At 46.2% G+C, this 23,109-nt stretch carries 23 protein-coding genes and 1 other annotated feature; of the genes, 14 read left to right on the top strand and 9 right to left on the bottom strand.

The window, feature by feature from the left end; all coding sequences use genetic code 11:
• Positions 1–36 precede the first annotated feature (36 nt).
• Positions 37–1,335 (bottom strand): sporulation integral membrane protein YlbJ, encoded by a 1,299-nt coding sequence (ylbJ, locus tag PPM_RS21510; protein WP_013372942.1) that lies wholly within the window; start codon positions 1,333–1,335, stop codon positions 37–39.
• Between the two features lie 410 nt (positions 1,336–1,745).
• Here ylbJ and PPM_RS21500 point away from each other — a divergent pair, with 410 nt between their 5' ends.
• Both PPM_RS21500 and PPM_RS21495 read left to right on the top strand, forming a co-directional pair.
• Positions 1,746–2,123, top strand: coding sequence for a globin (locus PPM_RS21500; RefSeq protein WP_013372940.1), 378 nt, complete (start codon positions 1,746–1,748; stop codon positions 2,121–2,123).
• Between the two features lie 21 nt (positions 2,124–2,144).
• Entirely contained in the window at positions 2,145–2,876 is a 732-nt protein-coding gene (locus PPM_RS21495; RefSeq protein ID WP_013372939.1) for a DUF2225 domain-containing protein, read from the top strand.
• A 92-nt stretch (positions 2,877–2,968) separates the two neighbouring features.
• On the opposite strand, the gene PPM_RS21490 is transcribed toward PPM_RS21495, so the two are convergent.
• Together PPM_RS21490 and PPM_RS28805 are read right to left on the bottom strand one after the other, a co-directional pair.
• Positions 2,969–3,205, bottom strand: coding sequence for a hypothetical protein (locus PPM_RS21490; RefSeq protein WP_013372938.1), 237 nt, complete (start codon positions 3,203–3,205; stop codon positions 2,969–2,971).
• Positions 3,202–3,372, bottom strand: a complete 171-nt coding sequence (locus PPM_RS28805) for a YycC family protein (RefSeq protein ID WP_013372937.1) — start codon at positions 3,370–3,372, stop codon at positions 3,202–3,204. The genes PPM_RS21490 and PPM_RS28805 overlap by 4 nt, the downstream gene beginning before the upstream one ends.
• Positions 3,373–3,470: 98 nt before the next feature.
• Between PPM_RS28805 and PPM_RS21485 the strand changes: the two genes are divergently transcribed.
• Both PPM_RS21485 and PPM_RS21480 read left to right on the top strand, forming a co-directional pair.
• Entirely contained in the window at positions 3,471–5,258 is a 1,788-nt protein-coding gene (locus tag PPM_RS21485) for a M3 family oligoendopeptidase (protein ID WP_013372936.1), read from the top strand.
• Between the two features lie 258 nt (positions 5,259–5,516).
• Complete coding sequence (locus PPM_RS21480) at positions 5,517–5,918, top strand: hypothetical protein (RefSeq protein ID WP_013372935.1); 402 nt, start codon at positions 5,517–5,519, stop codon at positions 5,916–5,918.
• A gap of 124 nt (positions 5,919–6,042) precedes the next feature.
• On the opposite strand, the gene PPM_RS21475 is transcribed toward PPM_RS21480, so the two are convergent.
• Together PPM_RS21475 and PPM_RS21470 are read right to left on the bottom strand one after the other, a co-directional pair.
• Positions 6,043–6,279, bottom strand: coding sequence for an alpha/beta-type small acid-soluble spore protein (locus tag PPM_RS21475; protein WP_013372934.1), 237 nt, complete (start codon positions 6,277–6,279; stop codon positions 6,043–6,045).
• Positions 6,280–6,369: 90 nt separating this feature from the next.
• The gene (locus PPM_RS21470) at positions 6,370–7,335 is read right to left on the bottom strand and encodes an aldose 1-epimerase (protein WP_016324695.1); all 966 of its coding nucleotides are present in this window, start codon (positions 7,333–7,335) and stop codon (positions 6,370–6,372) included.
• Positions 7,336–7,476: 141 nt separating this feature from the next.
• Positions 7,477–7,734, top strand: a binding site (T-box leader).
• A gap of 55 nt (positions 7,735–7,789) precedes the next feature.
• Here PPM_RS21470 and trpS point away from each other — a divergent pair.
• Positions 7,790–8,779 carry a tryptophan--tRNA ligase gene (gene trpS / locus PPM_RS21465; protein WP_013372932.1) on the top strand — a complete coding sequence of 330 codons (990 nt, stop codon included), beginning with the start codon at positions 7,790–7,792 and terminating at the stop codon, positions 8,777–8,779.
• A 43-nt stretch (positions 8,780–8,822) separates the two neighbouring features.
• Here the strand turns inward: trpS and PPM_RS29705 are convergent, their stop codons facing one another.
• On the bottom strand, positions 8,823–8,990 hold the full coding sequence (locus tag PPM_RS29705) for a hypothetical protein (protein WP_016324694.1): 168 nt from the start codon (positions 8,988–8,990) through the stop codon (positions 8,823–8,825).
• Between the two features lie 120 nt (positions 8,991–9,110).
• Here PPM_RS29705 and PPM_RS21460 point away from each other — a divergent pair, with 120 nt between their 5' ends.
• The gene (locus PPM_RS21460; protein ID WP_013311857.1) at positions 9,111–9,332 is read left to right on the top strand and encodes an alpha/beta-type small acid-soluble spore protein; all 222 of its coding nucleotides are present in this window, start codon (positions 9,111–9,113) and stop codon (positions 9,330–9,332) included.
• Positions 9,333–9,582: 250 nt separating this feature from the next.
• Here PPM_RS21460 and PPM_RS21450 read toward each other — a convergent pair whose 3' ends face one another.
• Positions 9,583–10,566 carry a metal-dependent hydrolase gene (locus PPM_RS21450; RefSeq protein ID WP_013372929.1) on the bottom strand — a complete coding sequence of 328 codons (984 nt, stop codon included), beginning with the start codon at positions 10,564–10,566 and terminating at the stop codon, positions 9,583–9,585.
• Positions 10,567–10,769: 203 nt separating this feature from the next.
• Between PPM_RS21450 and cyoE the strand changes: the two genes are divergently transcribed.
• Positions 10,770–11,714: a heme o synthase gene (cyoE, locus tag PPM_RS21445; RefSeq protein WP_013372928.1), complete on the top strand. Its 945-nt coding sequence runs from the start codon at positions 10,770–10,772 to the stop codon at positions 11,712–11,714.
• A 90-nt stretch (positions 11,715–11,804) separates the two neighbouring features.
• Here cyoE and PPM_RS21440 read toward each other — a convergent pair whose 3' ends face one another.
• Both PPM_RS21440 and PPM_RS21435 read right to left on the bottom strand, forming a co-directional pair.
• A complete protein-coding gene (locus PPM_RS21440; protein WP_013372927.1) occupies positions 11,805–12,146 on the bottom strand; it encodes a toprim domain-containing protein in 342 nt (113 codons plus the stop codon).
• 415 nt (positions 12,147–12,561) lie between these two features.
• Positions 12,562–13,731: an MFS transporter gene (locus PPM_RS21435; protein WP_013372926.1), complete on the bottom strand. Its 1,170-nt coding sequence runs from the start codon at positions 13,729–13,731 to the stop codon at positions 12,562–12,564.
• Positions 13,732–13,953: 222 nt separating this feature from the next.
• On the opposite strand from PPM_RS21435, the gene PPM_RS21430 reads away from it, so the two are divergent.
• The 7 genes from PPM_RS21430 (at position 13,954) to PPM_RS21400 (ending at position 23,094) form a co-directional block, all read left to right on the top strand.
• Positions 13,954–14,436 carry a hypothetical protein gene (locus PPM_RS21430; protein WP_013372925.1) on the top strand — a complete coding sequence of 161 codons (483 nt, stop codon included), beginning with the start codon at positions 13,954–13,956 and terminating at the stop codon, positions 14,434–14,436.
• A gap of 16 nt (positions 14,437–14,452) precedes the next feature.
• Positions 14,453–15,604, top strand: a complete 1,152-nt coding sequence (locus tag PPM_RS21425) for a transglutaminase domain-containing protein (RefSeq protein WP_013372924.1) — start codon at positions 14,453–14,455, stop codon at positions 15,602–15,604.
• Between the two features lie 20 nt (positions 15,605–15,624).
• On the top strand, positions 15,625–17,706 hold the full coding sequence (locus PPM_RS21420) for a peptidoglycan D,D-transpeptidase FtsI family protein (protein WP_013372923.1): 2,082 nt from the start codon (positions 15,625–15,627) through the stop codon (positions 17,704–17,706).
• Positions 17,707–17,886: 180 nt separating this feature from the next.
• Positions 17,887–19,965 carry a peptidoglycan D,D-transpeptidase FtsI family protein gene (locus PPM_RS21415; protein WP_013372922.1) on the top strand — a complete coding sequence of 693 codons (2,079 nt, stop codon included), beginning with the start codon at positions 17,887–17,889 and terminating at the stop codon, positions 19,963–19,965.
• A gap of 81 nt (positions 19,966–20,046) precedes the next feature.
• Complete coding sequence (locus tag PPM_RS21410; RefSeq protein WP_013372921.1) at positions 20,047–20,796, top strand: Cof-type HAD-IIB family hydrolase; 750 nt, start codon at positions 20,047–20,049, stop codon at positions 20,794–20,796.
• Positions 20,797–20,846: 50 nt separating this feature from the next.
• Entirely contained in the window at positions 20,847–21,326 is a 480-nt protein-coding gene (locus tag PPM_RS21405) for a DUF456 domain-containing protein (RefSeq protein ID WP_013372920.1), read from the top strand.
• A gap of 133 nt (positions 21,327–21,459) precedes the next feature.
• Positions 21,460–23,094: a putative polysaccharide biosynthesis protein gene (locus PPM_RS21400; RefSeq protein WP_013372919.1), complete on the top strand. Its 1,635-nt coding sequence runs from the start codon at positions 21,460–21,462 to the stop codon at positions 23,092–23,094.
• Positions 23,095–23,109 lie beyond the last annotated feature (15 nt).

The following is a 23,109-nucleotide window of genomic DNA, read 5'->3' as shown; positions in this document are numbered from 1 at the left end:
CCGATCATAATCAATTATGAGCAAGAACACAATCGTTCATTGCCGGTGTATTCCTCTCAATCGTACGAATAAGCGATTTGTACCCACGCTTAACCAGGAGAGAGCCAGCATTCCAGTCAGTATACAAGCAAGAAGCAGCAGACTTTGCAGTAGCATAGCGGACGAGAAGCCAGGGGACCATGCGATATCATGTACCGGAGAAAAGACCGGAGAGCTTCCCTGTCCCATTAACGGGCGCCATAACACGAGAGCTAGCAGTGCGGAGATGATCCCATGCGCAGCCCGGGCCAGCAAAAATGGCATATAGCGGAGATTCGTCATATTTAAAATACTTGCAACCTGTGCATGGACCGATAGCCCGCCCCAGGAGAGAACAAAAGCTGCTGCAGCTACCTTGAACGGTAATGCCGCTGCTGCGGCTCCACCTGCAGCTTGCGCACCTAAAGTGACTTCAAAAATACCACCTACGATGGACTCTGTTAATGCAGGAGGAAGACCACAGGCAGACAATAGGCTAGCCGTAAGCAGATGTAGTCCGCTCATTAAGCCAGAGTTCGTCAAAGCTTCTAAAATGACGCAGAAGAATACAACCAGCCCTCCTACGACAATAATAAGGCGTAGGGAGGAAGCAATCGCCTGACGAAGCAACTCACCCAATGGACGTCCGTCTTCCAAACGTGCTGTATGCATAGCATATAACGCTTGGCGCAGTGGTCCAGGCTGCTTATTGCGACCTGTTGTTATTGTGTTAGCAGACTTCGACCAGGTTTTTTGAGGAAGCTGAGAACGGTCGCTGCGAATATCGTTTTTTTCTGAACGGGAACCATGAAAACGCATGAGTAGTCCGATGATGAGAACACCACCGTAATGGGCCGCTCCCAGTACGAGTGCAATTTCGGGTTGATGGAAGAAGCCAACCGAAACTGCACCGATCAGAAATATCGGATCAGAGGAAGTCGTAAACGCGACCAAACGTTCACCTTCAATGCGTGTGATCCATTTTTGCTCCCACAGCTTTGCGGTTAATTTGGCCCCTATAGGGTAGCCGGATGCACAGCTGACCGCAGCGACAAACCCCCCGCAGCCAGGTACACGGAATAGAGGTTGCATCAGTGGGTCCAGTAGCGCACCTATGAAATGAACAATTCCAAAGCCGAGAAGAAGCTCGGAAATAACGAAAAATGGGAATAAGGACGGGAATAGCACATCCCACCAGATGGCAAGACCGCGAAGCCCGGCATTCAGAGAAGATTGCGGATACGCGGCCATCAGTATGAATAGGAATAACAGCATAAGGATGAGCAAAGGAAGCGAGAAACGGCGATACAGCGACATAGAGGCCCCTCCTTTGGAGTTGTACTATTATACCTATGTCGGGGATGGACAAAGAGTACAAAAAAGTAAAGAAAACGATTACATGGAATGCTGTTTTTTTGTAAAGAGTATGTTAAAATAAAAAAACAACGATTCCATAACCTTAAGGATGGAGTGATCAGGATGAGTATCGTTGCCGGTCTGTTTGTATGTGCTTTTGTGTATGTAATTCGTGCCTCTCTCGTCCATCCCGGTGAAGAGGATTGGCGGAGTTATTAGTGGTATCATGGAATGACGAAGCTATGTGCAGCGAAGCAAACCTCTTCATATGTTAAATTGATAAAATGACGCTTATTTTTAGCGTCATTTTTTGTTTTTTGTTATAATACGAGTGTATATTTATTACCATAGCACAGAAAGTTGGAGGAAAAGTGAATCCTAGCCTGAGCATTTATGACAACCTTGGGGGTGCAGAAGGTATTCGTGCTATTATTGAGGCCTTCTACCCGAGAGTTTATAAAGATCCGTTGTTAAGTCCCCTGTTTCCTAAAGACATGGAGCCGGTAAAGGAAAAGCAGTTTATGTTCCTGAGCCAGTTTTTTGGAGGGCCGTCCCTCTTTTCTGATGCATATGGTCATCCGATGTTACGTGCCAGACATATGAAGTTCCCCGTGACGGAGGAGCGAGCAGAGGCATGGTTGTCTTGTATGGCAGATGCGTTAACGGATACGGGAATTGAGGAGCCGCTTCGTTCCATCATACTTAGTCGTTTGTCCGGTCCTGCGCATCATTTTGTAAATACCCCGTAAGCTTTCGGGGATTGCCGAATTTTGGAGAGGGTTGTAAAAACATTGGAACTTGAACCGTTATATCAGATCAAAATCGTCTGCCCGCAGTGCGAACAAGAATTTCAGACATCCCGTGTCAGACCAAGCCTAAAGAAGGCTATTCGTACCGATTCAGATTTTTGCGCTTATTATAAGAACGAAAATCCGGATTTTTATGTCGTACGGGTCTGTCCTCATTGTGGATTTACTTCGACAGAGCACTCTACCGTTCAGTTAAGCGATCAGCAAACCAAGCTATTTAAGGATAAAATCGGTAATCGCTGGCAGCCTCGCGAATATGGCGGGCATCGTAGCTGGGAAGAGGCATTAGAAACGTACAAATTGGGTTTACTCTGTGCACAGGTCATCGGAGAAAAGGAACGCGTAGTAGCCAGTCTATTGCAGCATATTGCATGGATGTACAGATACCAGGGGAATGAGGAGCAGGAGCTTCGCTTTCTCAAATTTAGTTTGGATTCCTATGTTCGAGTCTATGAGCTGGAGGGCGTCGGTGCGAATAATGCCAAACTGCTTTATCTGATTGGTGAACTGCATCGACGTACGGGTAACTTTAACGAAGCAGTGCGCTGGTTTTCGCGTGTCATTAATGACAAGAAAATTATGGATGCAGCGATGATTAGAGCTTCTCGTGAACAGTGGTCTGTCCTGCGTGAACAAATGCTGGCAAAAAACTTCCAGCTACCTGAGGAAATGCAGAACGCAAGCTCCTCTTGAAGAAATAAAGGTGTGCACTATGAGCGATCTAGGCTCATGGTTCACACCTTGTTTGTAAAACGAGTTATCTTATCTTGCAACTGCCTCATAAGTTAATGATGGCGCAACGTGGTATCTGACAGCAAATAATCGTCGTCACAATCCACCAAAGTAACCTTGTTATGGCAGCATGGAAACACAAGCAGCTTTTTCATGCCTTCATGAATGAGCTTAAGCTCTTTGGGCTTCAGGGGTAGCAAGACGTTATCATGATTGCAAAACGGACAAGACTGTACATAAACATCTCCCATGACAATGTCATAAGGCCAGGTTTTATCAAAAGGAATCATGATTTGTCCGATTCTCCGCCGTTCGAGCCAGCGGTGTCTTCTTTAGCCAGTTCGGCCAGCTTTTGCATCAAAATGTGCTGGGGTGTATGCATAAGGTGTTCCAGCGGAATGCCGAGTTTTTCGGATAATTTCACAGCCGTTTCCGGCGAAATTTGTAAGGGTCTCATCCTGTTTTCCTCCTAATTGTAGTGATTGTATCATCACGATGTAGCTTTATTGTATATGAAACCACATGAATTCGCCAAAAAAGAAAGGTGGAACTATTATGAAAACACCGTTAAAGCAAACTTGGGATCTGGAATCTATTTTTAGCGGAGGCTCTTCCTCTGCCTCATTTCATGCATTTTTGGAAGAACTGGAGAGCAAGGTCCAACAGCTGCAATCCCAGCTTAAAGTAGCCAAAGTGCCACAAACGGTGTTGGATACTGAGCGTCTGGATAGTGTTCTGAATAGCATACAGGAGCTGTTTAATGGGGCATCGCAGGCAGGTTCTTTTGTATCTTGTTTAACTGCTCAAAATCAGCATGACAAGCTGGCTGTTCAACTGGGGGCGCGTGTCAATTCATTATATGCCCAAGGGAAAAGTGCTTTAGTCGCTTTTCAGAACTTGCTGGCACAAACCAGTGAAGACATTTGGCAGAAGTGGATGGAGCGCGAAGCGATCAAGCCGATTTCTTTTGTCCTGACTGAATACCGGAACGAAGCGCGTGAAAAAATGGCTCCTGAGCTGGAGAGCCTTGCATTGGATTTGGCAGTGGATGGTTACCATGGCTGGGGTGACTTTTATGATACCATTGTCAAAAATATGACGATCCCTGTGCCTGAAAATGGTGAGATTGTAAACTTGTCTGTGGGTCAGGCAGCTAATAAGCTGGATGAAGCAGATCGCAGCGTACGTAAAGACGTATTTGCACGTTGGGAAGAGGCATGGACTCAGGTTGAGGACTATTGCGCCGATACACTGAATCATCTGGCAGGTTTCCGCCTCAAGCTATATGAAAACCGAGGCTGGACAGACGTGCTCAAGGAACCGCTGAAAATCAGCCGTATGTCAGCCCAAACGTTGGACACGATGTGGCAAGTGATTAATGAAACCAAGCCTATTGTAGTTAAATACCTGGAGCGGAAAGCCAAGCTTCTAGGCTTAGAAAAACTGTCCTGGCATGACATTGAAGCTCCGCTGGGAACATCAACCACTAAAATCCCTTACGACGATGCAGCCGCAACGATTGTTGAGCAATTTGGTAAATTTAGTTCGAGAATGGCTGACTTTGCCCAGATGGCTTTTGAGAAAAGCTGGATCGAAGCAGAGGATCGTCCAGGCAAACGTCCAGGCGGGTTTTGTACATCTTTGCGTCTAAGCAAAGAAACCCGTATTTTTATGACCTATGCCGGATCACCATCGAACGTTTCGACACTGGCCCACGAGCTCGGACACGGTTATCATCAGCATGTGATGAATGAATTGCATCCATTGAATCAAAATTATGCTATGAACGTGGCTGAAACGGCATCGACGCTGGCAGAACTGATTGTATCAGATGCTTTGCTGGAAGCTGCTGAGGGTCAGGAGAAGGTAGCTTTGCTGGAGGATAAAATTCAGCGTGGTGTAGCCTTCTTCATGAATATTCATGCCCGTTTCCTATTTGAAACCCGTTTTTACGAACTGCGGAAAAAAGGTGTTGTAGGAGCACAGCAATTAAGTGAGTTGATGGAAGAAGCGCAGCGTGAAGCGTTTTGTGATGTTCTGGATGAGGCTCATCCTCATTTTTGGGCTTCCAAGTTGCACTTCTATATTACGGAAACTCCTTTCTACAACTTCCCATACACATTCGGGTATATGTTCAGTGCAGGGATTTACGCTTTTGCGAAGGAAAATTCGGATGGCTTTGCCGACCAATATGATGCTTTGCTGCGTGATACAGGTCGCATGACAGTAGAAGAACTGGCCTCCAAGCACTTGGGTACCGATTTAACACAGGCTGACTTCTGGCGTAACGCCGCACAAGTTACTGTTCAGGATATTGAGCAATTTTTGCAAATGACAAAATAACCGAGTTATTTTAGAAGGTCTCCCGTAAGGGGGGCCTTTTTTGTGATTTTTGCAGAGGATGATGAATAAAGTCGCAAAATGTCGAAGTGTAATTGACACTACCTGTTAGCGAAATTTAAAATGATGGATATACTTAGAAAATAGTTATAAATACCCAATTATGTTGAATTTGATTGTAAGCTTAAAAACCTTCGCATATAATTGAGTCGTAAGACCTATTAAATATTTTAATACAAGGTATATAGGAGGGTTTTTTTAATGGATGAAGTAGGTCAATTGTCGTTGGCGAGGCAGATGGATATCGTTTTTAAAGAATTGGATAATGAACTGGCGGGTTTATCGTCAGGCATCGTATTTGTACAAATACGGAATAATGTAGTTGGTAAATTTGGGATTCGGCATAATCCAATTGCAGGCAAAGGAGGCACATTTGCAGCAGTAGAACCAGGCTTATCTGTACAGCATCGGGATCATTTTCGGCGTATGGCTCTGGAAACGCTAAATCACAAGCGTAGCTGGACTCATGGTGAGATTGCTTTCGATTTTGCCATCAGACAAGGAACAATCTTGGTAGATGCAACCTTAGAATCCAACTACAACATGGCGAATCTCATGATCCGCTATAACAAGCCTACATATCGCGCGGCTAAATCTGAATAATCATCGACATTAAAAAGAGCAAAGTAAAGAGCGGTCTTCTTATGAAGACCGCCTTTGTTATATACCCGTTATAACGTATTTTGGTAAATTACGATAACGGAATGCTCATGTGGAATAATGACGCTTATTGACCTGAACGACCGGATAATTGCTGTTCGGCCAGCTGTACTAAGCGTTTAGTGATATAGCCTCCCAGAGACCCAGCTTCACGGGACGGCATATCACCATAGTAACCGTCTGCCGGAATGGTGATGCCCAGTTCTTGCGCAGCTTCATATTTCAATTGTTGCAATGCGTTGTTGGCTTGAGGAACGACTAGAGTATTGCTACGACGTCCTCTGCCTTGATTGGCTTCATACATGTGTAGTCACCTCCTTCGGCTGTGATGAGGTTAGTATGCGACAGAGTTATGAAAATATGCGCCGAAGGAAGGAAAGTGACTATAGGGAAATTACGGATATATGATATGAATCTGAGTTTTGAGGTCGATGGATTGTTGAGGCTCCAGACGGATCAACCCACCATCTCCGACTGGGTCTGGGAAATTGGGAGCATCAGATAGCCAGGTATAAGGCTCAATGCAAAGATACTGATCGCATTCCCCTTTGGTATATAGCACCCAATATTTAAAGTATTGCTCATCTGCTGTGTAGCGGATTTGATAGCCATCATCACGAGTCAAAACAGCTTCAGCAGGGCCTTCCGTTGCTCGCAGCACAGTATCCAAATTTGTTCCTTTCAGAGATAGACCTGAGGAGAGCTGTTCCAAATGATCTAAAGAAGTAATGACACCTGTAGGCAGCTGCTCAATATCCTGTTCGTATACTCCATTCACCGGTAGCTTCAGGCGCCAGCGCTCAGGTTCTCCATCCACCATAAACCAAGTGTGGTATCCCAAGCCGAATGGGGCTGTTTTTTCACCTAGATTTGTGACGCGCAGCGTTTGACTTAATACGGTGCCCTGCAAACGATACGTCATTTCCAGCCGCAAAGGAATGGGGTATTGTTCCATCCAGTGCGGATCACTTTCTGTCAGAAGCTCGGTTGTTACGCTGCAACCATCTTCATCCTCTTCAATATCGCTGCAACGCCAGGATTGATTGCGATGCAGACCGTGTATATGATTGTCGTTGGCTGTATTACGGTCAAACTGATATGGGACGCCGTCAAACTCAAATTGTCCTTTGCGAATTCGGCCAGGAGGAATCAAAATAGGTAAGCCAAAATGATATGGCTTTTGTAAATAAAATGCCAATTCTTCCTCGCCAGGTCGACGTACGATATCCCGGTTCAGCTTCAGATCACGCACGGAAATAATATTATTCCCGAGACGAGGGATCATTGTAACTTCCAATTCACCACTATGTAAAACATACGTGTCGTAACCGTTCCAGTGTTCTTTGGTCACTTGTTTCATATTCATGCTCCTTTGTCCACTATAATCGGTTGAAGCTTCGTGTCATTATGATAACAGATTTTTGGTCATATGGCACAATCGTCATTTGACAATAACAGTAAGCGGAATTATCATTAATGTAGCTTAGAAAGAAATGACATGGATAACACGATGATGAGGACAAGTAAGCTTTTGCATAAGCTCTTCAGAAAGCCGGTGGTGGATGAGAACCGGTGAGCCAGCACTGCTGAATGGACCTTGGAGTGCCGCACAGAACAGGATTTTGCTTTCCTCAGTATGACGGCCGATTGCTCCCCGTTAACGGAGCTTTAAGATTGCAGCGGCCACGGGGGATAGCTCCGACAACTAATAGGCTGACGGCAATGAATAAGGGTGGTACCACGGTCTCGCGTCCCTTGAGGATGCGGGGCCTTTTTGCGTTCTAAAATATTGAAATAAACGGAGGAGGAAGAATATGAAAATCGTACTTTCAGGTATTCAGCCTAGTGGACAACTTACTTTGGGTAATTACATCGGCGCAATGAAAAACTTTGTTAAATTGCAAGAGGATCACCAATGTTACTTTATGGTTCCAGATCTTCATGCGATTACCGTACCGCAGGAACCAGCTCAATTACGCGAGCAGTCGGAGGCGGTGGCGGCATTATTTATCGCAGCGGGTATTAACCCAGAGAAATCCAACGTCTTTTTACAATCCCATGTTCCTCAGCACGCTGAGCTGGGATGGTTGATGACGACACTGACGAATATGGGCGAGCTCGAACGTATGACTCAGTTTAAGGACAAGTCTGCTGGCAAGGATTCCGTAGGAGCAGGGCTGTTCGTATATCCGTCGTTAATGGCAGCCGACATTTTGCTCTACAATGCGGATCTTGTCCCAGTAGGTGATGACCAGAAACAGCATCTGGAGCTGACACGGGATTTGGCGGGCCGCTTTAATCACCGTTATGGAGATTATTTTACTGTTCCCGAGCCGTATATTCCTGAAGTAGGGGCGAGAATTATGTCCCTGGATGATGCATCCAAAAAAATGAGCAAGAGTAATCCGAATGCAGGCAGTTTTATTGCGCTGCTGGACGATCCGAAAGTTATACGCAAAAAAATCAGCCGCGCCACTACCGATTCGGGCAGTGAAGTTAAATATGATCCGGCCAATAAACCGGAAATTAGTAATCTAATGAGCATTTACAGCCAGTGTTCCGGTTTGTCGCTCCAAGAAGTGCAGGATCGTTATGAAGGCCAAATGTACGGGACATTTAAAAAAGAACTGGCAGAGACGGTTGTAGCTATGCTTGAACCGATTCAGCAGCGCTATCGCGATATCCGGGAATCCGGTGAAATTGGACATATTTTGGCCCAATCCGCAGAGCGTGCTCAAGAAGCTGCTGAAGTCACGCTGTCTGCGGTTAAAGAGCGTATGGGCTTTTTGCCACGTGTACGCTAGAGCCCATTGAAGACAAGGCAGTTGGGGTTTTCTACAAATTGACTTAAGAGCGACGTTGTCGGGCCTTGATTACGAAGCCCCAGCCGATATTGCCGACAGATAAAAGCCCCAGTAATATAGCAAGCCATGCAGAATAGCTGATGGATATAGCGGCTGCTGTCAGCAGGACAATGGATGAAACGGCGAACCATAGGGATAGACCTTTGCTCATGGTAAAAACCTCCAGCCTTCGAATGTTGAATTTCAGGAATAAGTAGATGTAAGTGAGCCATAATAATCTTGCAAGCTTGCAATGAACCTCACTCACAAAGAACTGAAAGGAGATTCAAATATGAGCAGACGTCGTTCAAACAACCTGCAAGTACCGCAGGCCAACGCCGCTTTACAACAATTAAAATATGAGGCAGCTCAAGAACTGGGCATCACTATCCCTCAGGACGGTTACTTCGGTAATGTCGTTTCCCGCGAAACAGGTTCTCTTGGGGGATACATCACGAAAAAGCTGGTCCAACAAGCAGAACAATCCTTGTCGGGCAGCAGCCGCTTGCAGTAATACACATAAACACTCCCATCTTGGAAGCTGTATTATGAGCAGCTGTGATGAAGGAAATCCGGAGCGATCATGCTCCGGATTTTTTTGCGCATGCTTATGACCATTGTGAATCACGTCAGTCTGCTTCGTCAAGAGGGCGCTTACATGAGATGCTTTTTTACGGGAATGGTCAAAAAAACAGCAAGCTCCCGTTTAAGGGAGACTTGCTGTCTGTAATTCACTGCGGCTTATTGTTAGCTTGTAAATATTTTTAATTCGTATGCAGGGAAAGACGTTTTTGCATTTTTTCGTCACTGAGCCATCCGATATAACTGCTGATCAGTCCGAATTGCTTATCCATCGCGACCACCGCCACGAATGGATACTGCCTCCGGTGTCGATACCTGACGTCCCCCCATCGCACAATATAACCCCACTCCAGTTCTTCCACCTCGGCGACGGCAAAGGAGGAAAAATAGCGAAATGCTTGCACATCGCGATAGGATGTGGAGGCTTCTACGGCTGGGTGTGTGGATGGAGTTGCGTGTTTCGTCCAAAATAAATGCTTACCATTTAATCCACCAATGTCATAGCTTCCATTCTGATGAGCTTTTACCACATGCCACCGGTTCCATGATACTGTGGGAATGATATAATAGGTGTCGCCTTCCTGACGCTTGTTGTCCATATCACGTACCGCTTTTCTGGTAATAAAATGACTCCAGGTTCGCCAAATGTAATAGAGGCCAATAATGACGTACAGCGTAATAAATAAGGGAGCGGGCGGAACCAATCCGGTGACCCATAGCATTATCGCAGCAACATGAGTGCCGAAAATAAAGGGGTCAAAAATATGGATGATATTCCAAGATATCCACTTATTCGTGAACGGCCGAAATGCCTGGGTTCCGTACGTATTGAATAAATCTGTGAATACATGCAGGCAGACGGCAATCGTTACCCATAATGCTACATGACCCGGGGGCACATCCCTGAAGATCAGGCAAATCAGTCCCGTTATGGACAAGATCCATATCAACCAGAAGGGGATAGAATGCGACAGTCCACGGTGATTGCGAATATAGGCTGCATTATTTTTCAATCGAAGCAAGGTATCGAAATCCGGAGCTTGTGACCCTACGACTGTAGCGAGCAGTATGACTGCTGCTAGCTTGGGATCTCCGGCGACGACAGGATCAGTATAGGCCAGCCCGGCCAACCCGACTCCCATGACAAAGTGTGTGGCTGTATCCATATCTGTCGCTCCTTTTGTATTGTTTCCTGTACTTATTACTACCCAAATTTACTGTAAACGATCAACAGGGGTGATTTGCCATCTGAATTGTGAACGTTTTGTGCGTTTTCTGTCAAACTTTTTGGGGTAGGTATATGATAAAATTTATATCGGAGTTCAACTTACTCCCGAATTCATACATCTCTAAGGGGGAGTTACTCACAATGGATAATATTAGTTATAAGACTTCTTCGGATGCGGCTACCTATTCTGTAAAATCTAAACCACCCGGCAAGGCGGGCACTTGGAAAGATTTTATTACAGTTACCAAGCCAGGCATCCTTCGTACTAATCTGGTTGCAGCCTTCGGTGGTTTTTGGTTAGCATCGCAATGGGACGTTGACTATATAAAGTTAATTCTTACACTTCTAGGTACAATGTTGGTTATGGCATCTTCTTGTGTTTTTAACAACTACTTTGACCGTGAGTTGGATTTGAAGATGGAGCGGACACGTAATCGCTCACTGCCGACTGGGCGTCTGACCCCCACAACGGTGCTGTCATACGCTATTATTTTGGGCATCGTCGGATTGGCTGTTTTATTCTCCTTCTCTGGTGTGAAGGCAGGGCTACTGGGCATATTAGGTATGATTGTCTACGTTGGCATCTATACGCTCTGGTTGAAACGTTCGTCTACATGGAGTACATCCATCGGCGGTATTTCTGGGGCTATGCCTCCGGTAATTGGTTATGTGGCCGCATCGGGCCGTATTGATATGGGCGCTTGGCTCTTATTCGCACTACTGTTCTTATGGCAACCGCCTCACTTCTGGGCACTTGCCATTCGCAGAGTCGAGGAATATCGCGCAGCAGGATTTCCATTGTTGCCAGTCGTGAAAGGTATCCATCGGACTAAGATTCAGATGATTCCTTATATTGTGCTGCTGATTCCGGTACCCATCCTTATGTATGCTTATGGATATGCCGGTATGATTTTTATGATCGTGTCCGTGTTATTGTCCGTGCTTTGGGCGTTTTATGCCTTCAAAGGCTTTACGATTAAGGAAGAAGAAACGGATTCCTGGGCAAAAAAAGTATTTTTCTTTTCCATTAACCATTTGACACTCAGCTTCTTGCTGATGATTGTTGATACGGTTCATAAGTTCTAATACCAATCTTAGAGGGATTGGTGATGGTGCACTATATAGCTGTCCAACAGGCATGAAATTGACCTGAGGACAGCTTTTTTATTTACAGGACTAAAGAACAGAAGGGTATATAATGTATTCCTCAAGCCCTGCTTTTTCCAACTGGGCAATCACATATTCATCCGGAGTACCTTCTACACCAGCATAGCCTTTGCGTGTATACATATGAAGTGCATCTGGAAAAGCGTCTGCAAGCACCCCTCTTATTTTTTTTCCTGAGCTGTCGTTGTCCATAAATAAATATATTTCGTCATGCTTAGTCCGCTGGCGGAGGGATTCCAATTTTATAGAGTTTAGTGTACCGAAGGTGCATAAAATGTTGACCTCCGGATCGAGTAATCGGCGGAGTTTACTGCGGTCATTTTTTCCTTCGACGATCACGGTTATCGCCATTTTGCTCACCCCTTGCTTGATGCCTGTGCTCGAAATTCCCCGGGAAATGAAAGAATATGTGTATAGTTTAGCTCTAAAAGGGGTTCTCATGCAAAAAACAACAAAACAGCCTGCCAGAAGTGGCAGGCATAGGTACATAGTCAGCATATTAGGGCATATCAGACATCAGATCCAGCAAGTACGAAGAATGATGACGAGCAGAACATAAAGAACAAGAATGGTACCAGTTGAAGTGCCGAAAACAGGGCAAGGGCTTACAGGATGACAGTGGCTCACGGGCTGCACCTCCCTTTGTAAATGAATTGTTCAGTCAAATTAGTCTATGTTAAGTAGGGTATTAGGTACTGTGCGTATGCCCTCTAGAACGTATTTTGGGCTTTAAAGGTAGTATCTCAGCATGCCCCCTTAGTTGTAATTAGGAATGGTAAGGACCCGAGGCAGATAGTGGTGGTGTAGGAGATAATCGCTGAATGGGAACGAATAGTAGGCCAGTCATCAGAATCAGAAATGCGATAAAAAAAGGAGATATGTGATCCGGAAGCTGACCCGCCAGTACAGGCCCGGCAAAGGAGCCGATAGACGTTGCAATGGATTGCAGGGCAAAGGTTTTGCCCAATCGAGCACCTCCAATCCGTATGAAGAGAGAGGCCAGCGCTGGAAAAATGATGCCTTTGGCTGTTCCCAAAATAAACAGGATAATGCCTATTATCGCTTCGGGCGTAGTGGCGAGTGCGTAGAAGCTTAAAGACATCAGAATAATGCCGCAAAGTAGCCTTACCATCGGTGAATATTTGTTCAGAAAAAGCAAACTGAGCGTACAGAGTGCTCCCAAACTGATGATGGAAAAGAGCAATCCGGTGGACATCATGGACGCAGAACCGTTATTTCGTAATGGGATCTCGTAAAATAAAATGCCTTGTGCGCACGCCAAAACAAAAGGTAGAAGCAGGTAACGCCAATTGAATGGTAACCGCGTCTGTGCTGCCGAGAGTGGAGCAGGTGTCGTATGACCATCAGATAATTGGGCCTGCGGAGCGGGTGCCTTTTTGGGTAAGGTGAAATAAGCCATAAGCCCCGTGATTACGAGAATGATACCAAGGGAACTAAATGTCTCGCTAAAGCCAAAGCTGGCAACGATAAATGCGCCTGCGGCAGGAGATAGAACAGAGGCCAACGTGTGGACGACACCATGTCCCGACATATATTTGCCCTGGGTAACCGGATGATCAGACAGTTGCGCCAGCATGGCCAGACAGGCTGGAGATAAAAAGGCCAACACATAGCCACTAATCGCACGCAGAAAAAGTAATTCCCACGGTGTATGGATGTACGATTGAATGATCAGGATCAGGCCTGCGGCTGTCAGGCTGAACATAATATATCGGCGACTGCCATGTTTGTCGACTTTGGGACCTGCCATCAAATTGCCAGGCAGGTGAGTCAGAGAGTAAATTCCCATCATCCAACCGATAAAGGTAGGAGCTGCCCCCAAAGAGATGGCGAATGGTGTCAAAATAGGATATTGTGCATGCAGATCAAAAAAGGCAATGAACAAGAAGAGATACAGCCAGAGGGCTGTTTTCATGTGAATGACCCCCTTTCCTTAATGTAAACTTTCATGTTACTTCGTATTGGCCCTTCCTAAGTTGTACGCCAGATTGGACGAACATAGACCACTTTGTATGGACAAGAATTCAATAACAAGGTATGTAAAATACCTAAGCTGACAGGACATTGCGTAATCATGTATAATTACAGAGACAATTTTGCAATTTGAATCATGTAGTTGGAAACGGGAGTGTAGCGAATGGATAAGAACGTCTGGTCAGAGTTTTTGGAACATAATTGGCAGATCGTTCAGGATAACTGGCTGTATATAGTGATTGGGCTTGTCCTATTGTTAGTCATATTGAAGATTGTAAGAACTCTCGTAAAATGGCTGATCGTCATTGTTGTGATTGCAGGCTTGCTAGTCTACAGTGGTATTTCCTTTGAACAGGTCGGCAAGGTCGTGACTCAGGCAAAGGATGATGCAATTAACAAGGTTCAGAGCGAGGCTTTGAACATGATGATAAAAGAGGGGCAAAATGCCAAATACACCTCCAACGGAGATGGTACATTTACAGTGACCAGTTCCAACCTGGAAGTAAAAGGCCCGTTTGAGGGTGACAAGGTCAAGGTATGGTTTCAGGGAATGTCGCTGGGCGAATGGAGTATGAGCGACACAGTCAAGAAATATATCGAAAGTGCGAAAGACTTGGCTGCTGTACAGCAGCCACAGTCGCCGTAGAGACAGGAGGAACACAATGAACCCATCCTGGCTGGAGTCTATTCTTCATTGGAATGGCGTGACGGTGTTTCTGATCGCCATCGTAGTATTGTCGTTGATACAGGGGTGGAGGCGAGGGGCCTCCAGATCTGTAGGTGCGCTGTTTAGTCTCATTGTGGATGGCATACTCACTGTGGCGGGCATTTTGTGCTCGCTCGGGTTAGCCATGTGGCTTTCACCGAAGGTGCAACAATGGCTGGCAGCTTATATGGGGCATTTGCCACAGCGAAAACTAAGTGGGATTGAGCAATTCTATTATACGCTTGTGGCGGGGATAGAGGGTTTTCCGCTGCTGCGGTTCGCCGTATTGTTCATGCTCAGTTATGCTATTGCCCAGTTTATACTGCGTGCCATTTATGTGTTGATGGTAGGTGGCAAATCAGATTCCTCCCTCCATGAGCATCCAAAAAAATCGGGCTTTTTCAGCAGGGTGGCAGGGGCCGGCATAGGTACTCTTATTGGTGGAGCTCGCGCCATGATGATCATAGCCCTGCTGTTCATAGGCGTAAGTCTGTATCCAGACAGCGGGTTTAGCAGCTACGTACAAGCTTCGCCGGTTTATAAGCAAGGTGCGCAATCGGTCATTGAGCCGCTGTCCGGGACTCTGATTAAGGATAAGCTGCCCGTATTTACGCAGGCTGTTACCAAGGAATTGAATGGTATCATGCAGCGCAAATATGAAATAATCGACCGGGACATTCCAAGCGATATCGTCCAGGCAGCGGCCAAGATTACAGAAGGGGCTAGCGGTGACGAGCAAAAAGCCAGAGCGTTGTATGAATGGGTAGGCACCCGTATTAGCTATGATTACAGTAAGGTGGAAGCCTATGAGCAACGTGGTGACTGGCATGAACAGACTCCCAGAGATACGTTTGATACACGTAAAGGAGTGTGCATTGATTATGCCCGCCTTTACTCAATGATGGCTCGTTCGCAGGGACTACAGGTCAAGGTTGTAACAGGCCTTGGATACAACGGACAGGGAGGATACGGGTCCCATGCCTGGAATGAGGTATATTTGAGCGGACAGGATCAGTGGGTACCGCTGGACCCGACCTGGGCACAAAGTGGAGACTGGTTTAACCCGCCAGGTTTTGCCCAAACACATATCAAGGATAAAGTGATTTAAGAAGGAGTGGAAAAGGGCACATGAGAAAGATGGACAACGAGCAAGGAAAAGACAATGAGACATCCGACCGAAAAAGATTTAGCTTCCGGATCAATCTGTTCTTTTTCAGCTCGTTCATTATATTTACAGTCATTATTGTAAGATTGGCGATACTTCAATTTGTAGATGGACCTCAGCTCAAACAGCAGGAGGCCAGTAATGTTACCAAAAATGTACCACTTACGCCGATTCGCGGGACGATCTATGATTCCACCGGACAGAACAGACTGGCGTATTCGACACCTGTACAATCGCTGTATATCACGCTCTCCAAGAACTACAGTGATGGTATGGAAGAAAAGCGTGATAATGACAAAAAGCTATTGCCTGAGCTGGAGAAAATGACACAGAAGCTGGCGAATCGATTTGCTGAATATGGCAATAAAGATGAGCCTAAAATGACGCCAGAACAAATTATGGACGCCATGGACCGGAACTATCAACGATTTAGCGGTTTTACGCCTCGTCTGATTAAAACCAATCTTACTCCAGAAGAAGTCGCTTATTTTATGGAGCATAAAAGTGAGTTTCCAGGCGTAGATGTCGTTGAAGAAACGGTACGCCATTACGATCCTGACACGGTAGCTGTTCAAACGGTTGGTTATATTAAAAGTTATAAAAGTGCACGTGAAACGTTGGATAAATATAAGAATATTCAAAAATCCATGTCAGCTGAAAATGATCCGGGCCTCATTTATATGGATAACGAATCTGTGGGCTTTGACGGGCTGGAATATCAATATCAGGAACAATTACGGGGGAAAAATGGCTATAAAACAGTACCCATTGATCCACGCAATATGCCGGAAGGTGTAGATTCTGTTACTCCTCCGCAAAAAGGGGATAATGTCTATTCCACTATTAACAAAGAAATTCAGGTGAAGACTGAAAATGCCATTATGGATCAATTGAGATGGCTCCATACACACGCTGTATCTGGCAGGACTCATCCTTATGCGAAAACAGGCTTTGCTGTAGCCATGGAAGTGGATACAGGGAATGTAGTCGCGATGGCTAGTATGCCGGATTATGATGCGAATTATTGGCAAACGGGTACGATTTCAAAAGACAAATATGAAGAGATAAAACATGTGTATCAAAACGCTACAATTAAGAACGTTGGCTCAGGCCAATCTGGACAGCACCCAGATTCTACCGTGCTTCTCGGATCAACTATTAAACCGCTGTCTGTTCTTATTGGATTGGAAGAAGGACTATTTACGACAAATACGTACTATCAAGACACAGGGGCTGCTTATTTCGGACGTAATAATTCCGCACGGGTGCGGAACTCGTCTGGTCATGTGTACGGTTCAATGGACCCGGCTACCGCTATACGTCATTCCTCTAATGCTTTCATGGTCGATATGGTTGGCAAGCGCCTATATAACAAATACAGAAATAATGCTACAGAAGACCAGGGGATAAATGTATGGGACCGTTATATGAAGGAGTTTGGATTAGGCGTTTCCACTGGAGTAGACTTGCCTGGTGAGTTCCGGGGTTGGCGAGAGTATACGAATAAATCCGAGTCGGTACTTTCTAGACTAGCGTATGCTTCCTTTGGTCAACAAGGTAAATATACACCTATGCAACTTGCCCAGTATACAACGATGATTGCAACAAAGGGCAAACGGATGGAGCCGCATTTGGTCAGTCAAATTAAAGATACCAACGGTAATGTGGTTCAAACGTTTAAGCCGAAGGTGCTGAATGAAGTGAAATTTCCGGATGCTTACTGGAATGAAGTCATACGCGGGATGGCAACAGATGTCAGCGCATTTAAAGGTTTCCCTTATGACTTTGCTCGCAAAACGGGGACATCACAGCAGAGTGTAGGCAGAGAACTAAAAGATAACGGGGTATTTATCGCCTTTGCACCACGCCAGAATCCTAAACTTGCAGTAGCAGTTGTCATTCCTGAAGGAGGCTTCGGAGCTTGGAGCGCCGGACCTGTGGCACGTAAAATATTTGATGCTTACGACGAAGTGTACGGTCTGGACGGGGTGCCTAAGAAAAAGGAGGCCACAGCAACCGATCCTAACACTACTAAACAGCCATAATCATTTTATATAATATCAATTCACGAAAGCTTCTCTTAGCCTTTGGGCTGCGGGAAGCTTTTTATGCTTTTTCTACGTTTTCTTACAAAATTGTCATCTGGGAATTCATCGTTTATTGCTTTGGATATGGTAGGATCAGGAATATAAAAACCTAACTGAAAGGAGTAATGACCAGCTAATATGGACAGAGGAAGTTTGGATAAAAAGTTTTCATTTAAAAAGAAAAATGTTGAAGAGAATGAAGAGTCGCGAAAAAAACGGACGGTTTTACGAACCAACCTACTGTTTTTTAGTACTTTTGTGCTGTTTGCCCTGATCATTACCAGACTAGCTGTATTGCAGTTTATACAATCAGAGGAGCTAAAGGGCCAGCAGCAATCGATAAATACCAAAAATGTCCCGCTAACCCCGAGTCGCGGTACGATTTATGACTCCACAGGTAAGGTTAGACTGGCATATTCCACCTCGGTGCAGTCCCTGTACGTAACTTTGCCTAAGGATTATAGCAAACGTACGGAGAAAGATCGCAAGCCGGGGGAAAAGCTGCTCCCTGAGCTCAATGCTTTTGCTGCCAAGCTTGCTGCCAAATTAAACGAACTGGGTCGTCCCGAAGGAGAGCAGCTTAATGCAGAGGAAATAAAAAAGAGACTGGACCCGGACTATAATCAATATAGGGGATTTACCCCACGTTTGGTCAAATCCGACCTGAGTCGGGAGGAAATCGCTTATTTTCTGGAACATCGGACAGAGTTCCCTGGTGTAGAGGTTGTAGAAGAAAGTGTACGCCATTATGACCCGGATCGGGTGGCAGTGCAAACGATTGGATATATGTACAAGTTCAAAGGAGCTCGAACGAACCGGCCCAAATATAAAGAGCTCTATGAAGCTAATTCGGAGGTTTTAAAACCGGCACAAGTTTATTCGGAAAGTGAAACGGTCGGATATGATGGCTTGGAGCTTCAGTACCAGGACGAGCTGAGAGGAAAAAACGGATATAAAACGGTAGAGGTCAATCCTCGCAGCATGCCGGAGGGTATTGAATCCATTACTCCTCCGGAAAAAGGACATCATCTATACTCCACCATCAACAAGGAAATTCAGCAGAAAACCGAACAGGCCATTATGGATCAGCTTCGCTGGCTTCATACTCATGCCGTATCGGGGAAGCTTCATCAAGACGCAACCACTGGCTTCGCTGTAGCGATGGAGGTAGAGACCGGAAATATCGTGGCAATGGCCAGTATGCCGGATTATGACTCTAATGTATGGAAAAGTGGAAGTACCTCACCTTCGGTATATGACGAAATTCAGCATAAAATGGGAAATGGAACAATTAAATCCGTACCTAGTGGAAAAGTGGGCCCGCACCCGGAATCCTCGGTTCTGCTGGGTTCAACCATTAAGCCGCTAACCGTGCTGATCGGGTTGAAGGAAAACCTGTTTTCTCCCGGACAGACTTATCAGGATACGGGAAGTGCGTATTACGGCAAAAATCGCTCCAGCCGGGTTGGGAACTCTAGCGGACATGTGTATGGTTCTTTGACACCTAGCAGGGCAATTGAGGTCTCGTCGAATACGTTTATGGTGGATATGATCGGCAAGCCACTGTATGCCAAATACGGAAGTAATGCAGGGATGCATCAGGGAATTGATGTATGGGACAAGTATATGAAGGAATTTGGATTAGGCGTTCCGACTGAAGTCGATCTGCCAGGCGAGTGGGCAGGCAGACTTGAGTATACGAGCAAGCATGAAAGTGCGCTGACACGTTTGGTACAGGCATCCTTTGGTCAGCAAGGGAAATATACAGCGATGCAGCTGGCCCAGTATACGACTGTGCTGGCAACCAAGGGCAAGCGAATGCAGCCTCATCTAGTCAGTAAAATTGTGGATGACCAGGGGAATCTCGTACGTGAGTTTAAGCCGAAGGTGCTGAATGAGGTCGCTTTTTCAGATACGTACTGGAATACTGTGATTCGCGGCATGGCTACCGATGTTAAAGCCTTTAACGGATTTCCCTATGATTATGCCCGCAAAACGGGGACTTCTCAGCAGGTGGTGGGACGTACGGTTAAAGATAACGGGGTGTTCATCGCTTTTGCTCCACGCCAAAATCCGAAGCTGGCTGTAGCGGTTATCATTCCTGAAGGGGGCTTTGGTGCGACGAGTGCGGGACCGGTTGCGCGTAAAATATTTGATGCGTATGACGAAGTATACGGGCTTGATGGTAATCCTAAAAAGCCTCTGGTAGCGAAATAAGGACTTGAATACTTTTGTGGGCTTCTCTTTTTCATGGTAAAATGTCGTTGGACATAAGGGACAACAGGAGGAAGAGAGACCATGGGAGAAAACCAATATAAATACAAACTGCTTGCGCTCGACATGGATGGAACTTTACTGAATGATAATCATGAAATAAGCTTGGAAACGATTAACTGGATTAATAAGGCGATTCAGGAAGGGATTCATGTATGCTTGTCCACCGGACGTGCAGCGATGCATGCTTTACCTTACGGTCAGCAACTCGGCCTGGAGACGCCAATGGTAACTGTAAACGGCAGTGAAGTATGGAAATCACCTCACGAATTGTGGCGCCGCTATTTACTTGATAAGGAGCTTATTCGCAAGATGCACCAGATTGCCGTAGAAACAGGCTCTTGGTTCTGGGCTTACTCAACCGAGGAGTTATACAACAGAGATCGTTGGCCGGACACATTGGACACACAGGAATGGCTCAAATTCGGTTTTAATACGGAAAATGACGAAATTCGCCATCAAATTTTGCTCAAGCTTCAGGAGATGGGAGGACTTGAAATTTCCAATTCTTCGATGACGAATCTGGAAATTAATCCGGCCGGTATATCCAAAGCCAGTGGCATCGCTGAAGTGTGCGACCTGCTCGGCATTACCATGGAGCAGGTGGTTGCCGTTGGCGACAGTTTGAATGACCTGGCTGTGATTCAAGCGGCTGGACTGGGCGTAGCGATGGGGAATGCTCAGGATACGGTAAAAGAAGCCGCTAATGTGGTTGTGGCTTCGAATAATGAGGACGGCATTGTAGAAGTGATTCGAGATTATGTGCTTGTGTAATAAAATGAATAGTGCACAAGCAAGATGAATAGACGAGAAGGAGGAGGCCCATGGACGTTGTAGGTTGGATTGTTGTCATTGTACTGTTCATTGTGGGCATGGCGGGAGCGGTGTATCCCGTATTGCCGGGGGCGCTCGCCATTTATTTTGCATTTTTTGTATACGGCTGGTTTTTCTCGTTTGCTCCATACAATGCTTTGTTTTGGATTATACAAACACTAATCGTCGTTGCCCTTTTTATTGCGGATTATGCTGTGAATGCGTGGGGAGTCAAGCGATTTGGCGGCTCGCGTTTGTCAGCGATCCTTAGTACTGTGGGAATCATAATTGGCCCCTTTGTTATTCCAGCATTCGGTTTGATTTTGGGACCATTTATCGGTGCTGTGCTGGGTGAGCTGATTGGCAAAGCCCCGCTGGATCGAGCTATAAAAGTGGGCTTTGGCTCCGTCTTGGGCCTATTTACTAGCACCGTGATGAAAGTAATTTTGCAGCTTGCCATGATTATTGTATTCTTGATTTGGGTGTTTTAACCAGAGATTCGTTTATTATGATTTGCAGAGACAGAATCGACATGCGGCTCCGCACCGGTGATGGCTCAGGCCATGACTGTTTGTTGCGGGGCTTTTGCATGCATGTGAACAGCAAGAAAGAAGGGAACGCATTTTGTCCAATAAAGAAACATTCCTTAAAGGTACGCTTATTTTAGCCGCTGCCGCTTTGGTGGCCAGAGTGCTTGGTCTGGTACAGCGCGTTCCATTGGAGCATTTGCTCGGCTCCGTCGGGAACGCCTCGTTTACCATTGCGAACAACGCTTATTTGATGCTGCTCACGGTCGCTACGGCCGGTATTCCCAGCACACTGAGCAAAATGGTTTCGGAACGCTACGCACTGGATCGGCCTGCGGAAGCGCGACGTGTGTATCGTGCGGCTTTGATATTCGCGGCCGTGGCCGGTGTTATCATTACGGCGCTGCTGTATTTTGGAGCGCCTTATTTTGCCGAGCATGTAGCAGGGGTTCCGCAGTCTGCTTTGGCTATTCAGGCTTTGGCACCCGCTTTGCTGTTGTTTCCTGCCATTGCGATGATGCGCGGATACTTCCAGGGACGCGGTAATATGACCGCAGGCGGTATTTCACAGATTGTGGAGCAGGTCGCACGGGTAGCCACCGCAATTCTGCTCGCTTTTATTATTTTGAAGCTTGGCTATGGAGATCGTGAGGTAGCGGCGGGGGCCTCCTTTGGGGGTGTCATGGGAAGTCTTGGCGCTCTGGGGGTGATGCTGTACTACACGGTGAAATTGCGTCGTCAGGATCGCCAAGATCGTCAAGAGCAATTCCAAGAGGAAAGCTCCGCGCTACCAATGATGCGCATTTACAAAGATATTTTCAAGCTCTCTATTCCTATCGTATTGTCGTCTCTGACGGTTCCGGCGGTTAATTTTATTGATACGTCGATTGTAGTTAGACTGCTGTCTGGACAAGTGGGATTGGATCAGGCGACTACTCAGTTGGGTTATCTAGGCTCTAGGGCACAGAGTGTGGCAGGTATCCCTCCGATTTTGGCCATTGCACTCAGTCAATCGCTCATTCCGATCATTTCAGCGGCTTTTGCCCGTAAGGATGAACAGCATTTACAAAATCAGATGACGCTGGCCTTGCGCATCTCTATTCTGACTGGAATGCCGATTGTGCTGGCTTTATGTGTAACTGCCTATTCTATTAATGGTCTGCTGTTCAGCTCGCTTGGAGGCAGCGGGATTATCGCTGTTCTGACACTCGGAACGATCTTTCAGATTACGATGATGACCTCTAATTCGATATTGATTGGTATGGGCAAGCCGCGTATTTCAATGGTCAATGTGATGGTTGGGATCGTCGTGAAGTTGGCAGCGAGCTGGCTGCTGGCTGGTTGGCTAGGGATTTACGGAATTATTGCCGCAACCGGATTATGTTTTCTCGTCATTACGTTGCTGAATTTACGTGTACTGAAAGGGATTGTTTCCTTCTCAATCATGGGTCGTCGCTGGGCAGGCTTCCTAACCGCAGTCGTTGTCTCGGGAGCTATCGGGTACGGAGTAAATGAAGCCTGCATTTTGCTGGTACATCTGATGCCTGCGCGTGTAGCCTTCTTGATTGCGTGCTGCATTGCCGGAGCGGTTGTACTGGTATGCTACTTGGTATTGCTGGTTGTACTGCGCGTATTGCGCAGGGACGAGCTGGGTAACTATCCGCGCGTGTTGCAGAAGGTATTGCGTCCGTTAATGCGCCTACAGCGTGAGTCCACTGGACAACGAGGCTAAAAAAGCCCTCTCATC

It is taken from the genome of Paenibacillus polymyxa M1, from assembly GCF_000237325.1.
In the GTDB taxonomy this organism is placed as follows: Bacteria; Bacillota; Bacilli; order Paenibacillales; family Paenibacillaceae; genus Paenibacillus; species Paenibacillus polymyxa_C.
The sequence above is the reverse complement of the archived record's forward strand: the minus strand, read 5'-3'. Positions and strand labels throughout refer to the sequence as shown.